This window comes from Candidatus Effluviviaceae Genus V sp. (assembly GCA_014728125.1).
GTDB lineage: Bacteria > Joyebacterota > Joyebacteria > Joyebacterales > Joyebacteraceae > WJMD01.
In genome coordinates this window covers 1-7,715 of the sequence record WJMD01000182.1, presented here as the reverse complement: position 1 = coordinate 7,715, position 7,715 = coordinate 1, and the positions used below count along the sequence as shown (strand labels likewise).

The 7,715-nt window shown below is 63.6% G+C and carries 7 protein-coding genes; all 7 read right to left on the bottom strand.

The genetic code is table 11. The features are described from left to right. On the bottom strand, positions 1–159 hold a 159-nt coding region (locus tag GF405_10735), incomplete at its 3' end, for a hypothetical protein (GenBank protein MBD3368627.1). Then, positions 152–1,282 carry a glycosyltransferase gene (locus GF405_10730; GenBank protein MBD3368626.1) on the bottom strand — a complete coding sequence of 377 codons (1,131 nt, stop codon included), beginning with the start codon at positions 1,280–1,282 and terminating at the stop codon, positions 152–154. The genes GF405_10735 and GF405_10730, both read right to left, overlap by 8 nt. Positions 1,283–1,292: 10 nt before the next feature. After that, entirely contained in the window at positions 1,293–2,579 is a 1,287-nt protein-coding gene (locus tag GF405_10725; protein MBD3368625.1) for a hypothetical protein, read from the bottom strand. Next, positions 2,576–3,475, bottom strand: a complete 900-nt coding sequence (locus GF405_10720) for a hypothetical protein (GenBank protein MBD3368624.1) — start codon at positions 3,473–3,475, stop codon at positions 2,576–2,578. The genes GF405_10725 and GF405_10720 overlap by 4 nt, the downstream gene beginning before the upstream one ends. Positions 3,476–3,549: 74 nt before the next feature. Continuing rightward, on the bottom strand, positions 3,550–5,079 hold the full coding sequence (locus tag GF405_10715; protein ID MBD3368623.1) for an oligosaccharide flippase family protein: 1,530 nt from the start codon (positions 5,077–5,079) through the stop codon (positions 3,550–3,552). A gap of 31 nt (positions 5,080–5,110) precedes the next feature. Then, positions 5,111–6,145, bottom strand: coding sequence for a glycosyltransferase (locus GF405_10710; GenBank protein ID MBD3368622.1), 1,035 nt, complete (start codon positions 6,143–6,145; stop codon positions 5,111–5,113). Between the two features lie 51 nt (positions 6,146–6,196). Then, the coding region (locus GF405_10705; protein MBD3368621.1) for a hypothetical protein at positions 6,197–7,715 on the bottom strand (1,519 nt) is incomplete at its 5' end.

The following is a 7,715-nucleotide window of genomic DNA, read 5'->3' as shown; positions in this document are numbered from 1 at the left end:
CGGGCCCTTCCCTCTGACACCGCTCGTGTCGACGACCGTCGTCTCGACGTCGTCGCGCTCCTCCATGGCATTGACGAGCCGCTCGAAGAGGAGCGTCGTCCCACCGATCGGAGGCGGCAGGGGTCCGGCGAGGAGGATGTGGAGTGGTTGGTTAGTCATCGGAAACCTCTGGAAGAAGACACGCTTCGCTCCGGAGGAACTGGATGATCCTCTCAGCGTTCGAACGCCACGAGAAGGAGGCCGAGGCAAGCCGCCTGCCCGACTTCGCGATCCTGGACGCGAGCTCCTGGTCTCTCAAGAGGATCTCGATTGAAGCAGCGAGATGTTCGGAATCACTCGGTGTGAACAGCAGCGCGTGCTCTCCGGATGTCACGATCTCGCGGATATTGGGCAGGTCGGGCAGGACGGTCGGGCTGCCTGACCCGAGATACTCGAAGACCTTGACCGGCGACCCATAGTCCTCTGTGTTGGGCAGCACGAGGACAGCGGCGGCGGCGGCGATCCGGGCAACTTCGGCGCGATCCTTCCTCCCGAGGAACCGGACGGCCGAACGGACACCCAGGGATTGAGCGAGTTCCTCGTGAGCGCGAGTGTCTCCGCCGCCTACGAGGACGAGATCGGAAGCGATGCTCCGGTCCACCTTGGAGTAGGCCTCGATGAGAAGGTCGACCCTGTGCCAGGGTTTGAAGTTCCCGATGAAAACGATACCCCCACCCTTCTCGACGTCGACAGCAGCTCCCTCCCTGTTCTCGGTCAGTTCCGGATCATATCCATTGTGCGACACGGTGATGTTCTCTCCACGGAGCCCCCTCTGAACGAGCCGGCTCCTGAGGACGCCGGAAACAGTGACTATGGCGGGAACGGCCCCGAGAGCCCGAATCTCCAACCACTCCGAGAGACGAAGTAGCCAGGTGGGAAGCCCCCGAAGACCGTGAGGCTCTTCTCGAAGGGTCGCATTCACCTCGACCGCGTACCGGCGCCCGAGCATTCTGAGAACAGGGTAGACGGGAGCGATGTCGTGGTAGTGCCGGATGTATACGCAATGTCCACCGAACGACGCCCTGAGGATGTCGAAGAAGAGGCAGACCCTTGCGAACCCCCGTGCCGGAGCGGAGCCGAGTCCCGGATGACGGAATCTCTCGACGAGCTTCGGTGTACCGAGAAGCTCAGCCCGCAACCCGAGGCTTCTCATTCCCGAGAGTGTGCCCTGAACGTGGACCCAGGGCGCCGCGAGGTGGTCCAGATGCACTGTGGGATGCGCGATGTACAGCAGAGACGGCAAACACGCCTCCTCATCCTCCAATGGAGACCCCACCCTGCACCAGATGGGCCGCAGGCACCACCTTCCCCTCTGTCTTCTCGTGGAGAGAGGCTAACGAGGTGACCGCAAGAACGAAGGCACAGGAGAGCGGAACAAGCTCGTTCGTGCTCACATCACCCGTGACCTGCGCATTGGCGACCGTGAACACGAAGAACCCGAGCCCCAGGGGAACCAGCCGACGAACCGGGACTCCGACCGATGCTCTCGCGGGAAGACGCCCAAGCCGCACCAGCGGCCAGAGAAGGAACCAGACGAGAAGGGCAAGACCCATCGCGCCGTTCTCGTACAACACTTCTAGGAACACGTTGTGGGGATAGTGTCTGATGTCGATTCCTCTCTCGAAATGAGCGAAGTCTCCCGTTCCGTTCCCGAAGAGCATCTCCGCGAAGTCGCTTCGCGCATATCCTGTCGCAGCACTCGCCCATCCTTCCACCCTCTGTCTCACGGAAAGAGCCGCTGTGCTGACGATCCTGAGTTCCGCCAGCGAGCCGGTCGGCAATGCCCCGTACGAGAGCATGAGACCAAGGACCAACGCGACGACCAGCACCCCTGCGACCGTACGACCCAGAACGGTCCCGCCGGCCGCACCGAAGGCTGCTGCCGCCGCCAGGAACCCCAGTATCGGCCCCTTGGAGGCAGTCGCCGCCAGATATCCCAGAAGCGGGGGCACGCACGCGAGAAGCGCGAAGCGAAGCCACACGCCGATCCGGGTACCCATGGCCCAGAAGATCGCGAGAAGCGAAAGCCCCAGGACGCGTCCCAGGTAGATCGGATTCTGCGCTCCGGCCGAAAGACGGAAGAACCGGTCCGCATCCGTCAGAAGTGCGAGCGGGCTCCCCTCCGTCGCATAGAGGAGAGCGCCGTACATGAGCCCACCTGTTGCCAGTCCGGCGACGAAACTCTCCAGCACCGCCTGACGCCTCGCGAGCAAGATGAACGCGACCGGCACCATTACCCAGTGCACCAGAATGAGAACGATCTTCCACGCGCCGTAGAGCGGGGCGCCGGTTGAGACGAGCCCGATAATCATGAGAACAACAAGGAGCCCGCTCGGCAGCACAAAGCGGGGAAGCCCGATCGGCCTCCTCTCCATGAGCGAACGCAGTATCGACCAGGTGATCAGGAGCAAAGCGGCCAGTGAGCGCGCAAGCGGGACGTCAGCGACGGCCAGCAATCCGGACCCCATGACGACGAGTACCCCCGCCACCAGAGCGACGAGCCGGTCAACTGAGATTGCTCTGGGAAGCAGGGGACTCAACTCCTCTCCGTCCGTTCTCCCGCAGTTCCTGCGAATGCCGAGCGCTGCCTTCGGACTCCCTCATGATGGAGGGCGAGAGCGGCCCCGGCGAGGGCTCCGAGAACGAGTCCCACAAGAGCGATGAGCCGTCTGTTCGGACTGACTCTGTCCTCCGGGGGAACGGCCGGATCGAGGACCTCGAATCCGTACTCGTCACGGACGTTCGCCAGCATCTTCTTCTGCATCTCCAGCTCGACCAGACGGTACAGGGCGTCCCGCACCTCGCCGGCCGACGTCTGCTGAAGCTCTCTCGAGAGATAATCCAGGCTACGTTCTGCTTCGGTCACGGCGCGGTCCCTCAGGTACCTGTTCGCACGACCGACGAATGAGTTGGCCCACTCCGATGCCGTGCCGGGATCGGTCCACTCAACCGACAGTGTGATGAGTCCCGTTTCTTCGCTCAGGAAGATCGTGCGGACCGCCGTGTCGAAGTACCTGTACGCGTTCCACATCGACGGGGTATCACTGCCGGCGCTCTCGTGCCAGCCGCCCGTCTCCTCGTCCCATTCGTCCGGATAGAGTTCGGGGAGCACGCCTTCCTCTCTGATGAACTCGTAGGTGAACTGCCGGGAGCCAAGAAGAGCTATGAGCTCCTGCCGTCTCTGGGTCATCGCGCCGGCTCCTCCGAGTCCCGCCAGATCGAGGTAGCGCCGAGTGGTCTCGGTCATCATACCGTCGGTCTCAGATGCCGAAGGAGCGAGGAGGGTCGACGCCCGGTAGACGGGCGTCATAAGATAGGAGATGGCGATCGCTGCGAGAGTAAACACCACGACGACGGCAAACACCCTCCATCGTTGATGCAGGACCGCTCCAAGGACATCAGAGACTGTAACCTCAGCGTTCTCCTGTCTCATCATGGCATCCCATCTGCCGGGCGGCCGAGCGACGGCAGTTCAGCCCCGTCCGCCCTGCACGTGAGGCGAAAGAGCGTTCAACGTCCGAAGGACAGCGCACGTCTTCTCAGAGCCTTGAACATGGCGCGGTCGGTCTCGTCGAGCGCGCCGAGCACGCGGAGCATCATCAGATAGCTGCCAGCCAGCAGCACCAGCGCGAGCGCCGTGAGACCGAGTCCGAGCGGGTGCAGCCTCCGGACCGCGAACCAGAACGGAGCCGCGGTGAGCACGATGGCTCCCAGAATCCTCATGGACTGTCTGCTGAAAGGCCACAGGCCGTGCAGCGCCCCCATTTCAGCGAGTCCGACGACGGCCGTGGTGAGAACGGCGATCGACGTGGAGAGGGCCGCTCCGAGGATCCCCATTCTCGGGATCAGGACGTAGCCGAGACCGAGGCTCACCCCCAACATCAGGATCGCGTTCACCATGGAGAGTCTCGTGTTCCCGAACGCCTCGAGAGCCGCAGCCTGTGGCCCGCAGGCCGCTACCGCGAGCCTTCCCGCGGCGAGCACGGCCAGTGCCTCGAGGCCTACATGGTAGCTCTCGGGAAAGAGAACGCCCACGATGTCCCGCCCGAGAAGAGCCACAATGAGCCACGCGAGTCCGCCGGCCATCAGCATCCACTTCCCGACTCTCCTGTACAGGAGGTCGCTGTTCATTCGGTCGCCCGTCGCCGCGAACCCGGCCGACAGCGGCTTGTAGATCTGCGCGAACGATGTCTGAATGAGGACGAGTATCAAGGTCATGTAGATGATGATCCTGTAGACCCCGACTTCGGCGGGCGAGCGATAGACTCCCAGGAGCAGCACACCGACGTTCACCGCGAAGACCACGACGAAGTTGTTCACGGACAGGGGCCAGCAGAAGGACATGACCTCTCTGATGTCCGCCTTCTCGGTCCTGCGGGAACGAAATTCAGGCAGCAGCCGGCCGCGAAAGAACACAAACGCAAGCAGCGCGGCGAAGAACAGACTGCCCACATAGGCAGATATCCAGCCCATCACGCCGAAGCCGAGAGAAAGGGCCGCCAGGGCCAGGCCGGTCTTGAGCGAAGGCAGGGCGAGCTGCTGGATGTAAACGCGGTAGCGAAGCTCCTTGATACCCACGAACGAAGCCGAGACGAGCTCGACCCACCCGAGCATCGGTATCGCGAGGAGCATCAGACGCAGTACGGGGGCGAAGCCGGGCGCCTCGAAGATGTCGCGCGCCAGCCAGCCGGCTGCGAGCGCGAGCACGACCATGACCACGGCCGCCGTCGTCGCCGTCAGGGTGAAGACGGAGCGGAGCAGATGGCCCACGCTGGCCTTCCGTCCGGCCGCCGTCAGGTACGGTATGAACCGCTCGAGTCCGCGCGGTGTGCCGAGGAGAACGAAGATCATGGCGATTGCCAGAACCGACTGCCCGAGCGTGAAGAGCCCGAGGCCCTCCGGTGTCAGCATCCGTGTGACGACCAGCAGGACAAGGTAGTTGAGCCCGGTCCCGACCAGTGACCCGCCAAGACTGATTCCGGACTCCTTGACGACCTTGCCCGCCCACGCGGGTGCGGTCTGTGCGTCCGTCGTACTCACTCGCTACTCCACCCTGCGCCGCTAACCAACCTCATGGGCGCACCAAGAGACGTCTGAGTGCCCGGCGGACTGCAAGGATCGCAGATCCTGCGCGCCCCATGGCGTAGAGGGGTGCGAGGAGCCCGGGCACGGACCATGTGGGGTCGATCCTCTGCGCCTCTCTCAGCTCTTCGCGCGCCTTACGGAACCGACCGGAATCCCGGTGGAACCTGGCGAGCCTGTAGTGCAGGAGTGCCCTCTTTCTCGGAACCAGGGGTCCCAGAGCAGGGAACTCCTCGACGGCCTTCCCGATCACGTCCGGAAGGTCGGAGAGCAGTCTGTCAGTCTTCTGCGAGTAGTTCCCACCGTGGACTCTGTGAGCCGCCAGCGGGCGGTCGATATACATGATGTCAGCGCCACCGACGAGTCTCAGGCACAGCTCGAAGTCGTCCATGCCACCCCTGATGCTCTCGTCGAAAAGACCGATGCGGTCGAAGCACGACCTTCGCACGAGGAGACCGATCACAGGGATGAAGTTGTGCAGAAAGCAGGCCCGGAGTCGCTGTTCCCTGGACATGCGGTTGACGTCTTGAGGAATGTACTCGTGGTGACACCGGCCCAGCGTTCTTCCTCTCTCATCGACCATCAGGACGTCAGAGAAGACGGCCTCCACTCCGCGCCCGGCTTCTTCAAGAGTCGAGACCTGGGTCTCGAGCTTCGATGGAAGCCAGACATCGTCCTGGTCGAGAAAGCCCACGAACTCACCGCGGCTCTCGCTGATGCCCGTGTTCCGCGCCGCAGCAATGCCCCTGTTCCTATCGTGCTCGACGAACCTGATCCTCTCGTCGTCCGCGGCCTCATCGAGGATGATCGACCGCGATGAATCGCTGGACCCGTCATCAACAACGATGATCTCGAGCCCATCAAGCGTCTGACTCCGAATGCTCCGCAGACACTCACGTAGATATGCCTCTCCGTTGTACGAGGGTACGACCGCGGATACGACCGGCGGGGGTGTTCTTCCGACGAGCAAGAGAAGCTCCAAGTGACAGCGCCGCGTTCCTCCGGCAGCGTCGGTTCCACGCACGCTCCGCTCGGAGAGAACGCGTGACCCGCAGTCCCCAAGCGGTGGCCGATCCTAATCGAACAACCCGACCGTATGAGCGCTCGCGGCCGCGAGACCGATCTGGTAGAGCACCTGACTGATGTCGAGCATGAACTGCATGCCGCCGAACCTGTCGAGCGATTCGGGAACCACGATGACATCGCCCGGCCGCGTGCGACGCGCCCTCGTGTCGACCGATCCGTCCGCGCGAACAACGTATGTCCGACCGCGGTCTGCGAAGCGCGTCGTCCCTCCCGCCTTGCGGATGTAGTGGTTGATGCTCCTGCCTCCCGCGTACTGGAAGGCCGTCGGGTTGTTGACCTGTCCGATGACCATCACGAAATCGGGCTTCTTTGGGACGTGCAGATGGTCGCCGTCGGCCAGGACGATGTCCTCGTCGCTGCCGGCCAGGTCCTCAGGGTCGTCGAGGTCGATCACCATCCGCCCGGTCGCCTCGATGCTCCTCAGCTTCGCCGCCAGCTCGGCTCCGGCCTCCAGCGCAGCCTGCCGGCGCGAGGCGTCGGACGCACTGCTCCGCGCGGGAGCGACCGACAGCCTCGACAGGTCGGCCTCCAGCTGGTCGGCCAGTCTGTCGAGTTGCTTTCTCTGAATGTCCTTGACCTCCGTCCTCCTGAAGACCGCGGCCGGAAGATGCGCGTCCTGCAGGAACCCCCCGAACCTGTCGATGAGCGACGAGAGATGCTCGCCCTCCTCGATCGGATACCGTCCGGGGAAGGCGACCTCGCCGGTCACCGTCACGACCTCGTCGCTCCGCCAGTTCGACATGCGCCTGATGAGAAGACGGTCGTACGACTGAAGCAGCAGATCCGCGTTCGGGTCTCCCTCGAGAATGCCGGCGAGATCGACCGCGACATGACGGAGCCTCCGTCTCTCTCCGTCGATGATCTCGTAGCGCGTCAGCTCGGCGTGGTCGCGATAGGAAGCCTCTGTGAGGTTGCCGCCCGCGAAGATGAGGTCGGAGACCCGCATCCCCTCGAAGAGCGGATATCGTCCAGGCTTGTTGACCTCGCCCAGGATCTGCACCTCCTCCTCTTCGCGGAACTCCCAGACCGAGTGAACGGCCAGCTCATCCAGGTCCTCGAGCACGACGTTTGCAAGGGAGTCACCGTCGAGGACGGCGCCGAGGTCGACACCGATCCGTTCGACATCCATACTGGGCACGTGCGTCCTGAAGAGCTCCGCCTCCTGGAGCCAGGCGTCCCTGGTGAGACCTCCGGCCGCCAGGACGAGGTCGAGCACCCGCATGTCCTTCCTGTGCGTGTAGGCCCCCGGCGAACGGACCTCGCCGCGCACGCTCACCCTTGGGACGTCGCGGAAGCTCGCGCGATGAAAGACGTAGACTCGGTCGCGCGGTTCGAGTTCGAGGTTCGCCTGCGGGTCGCTCTCGATCAGCGCCCCGCCGAGGTCGAACCCAACGTACTCCGGTTCACGGGTGAGCTCGTTCTCCCGCTCGATGAGCGCGTAGTCGAAGTACGTCTCTGGAAGAAGGTCCTCAGACTCCGGGATGAGGTCCAGTACCCGCATCCCGTCG

Excerpts from the sequence above, each read along its gene's own strand:
- GF405_10720 (MBD3368624.1), bottom strand. The coding sequence starts at position 3,475 with ATGATGAGACAGGAGAACGCTGAGGTTACAGTCTCTGATGTCCTTGGA.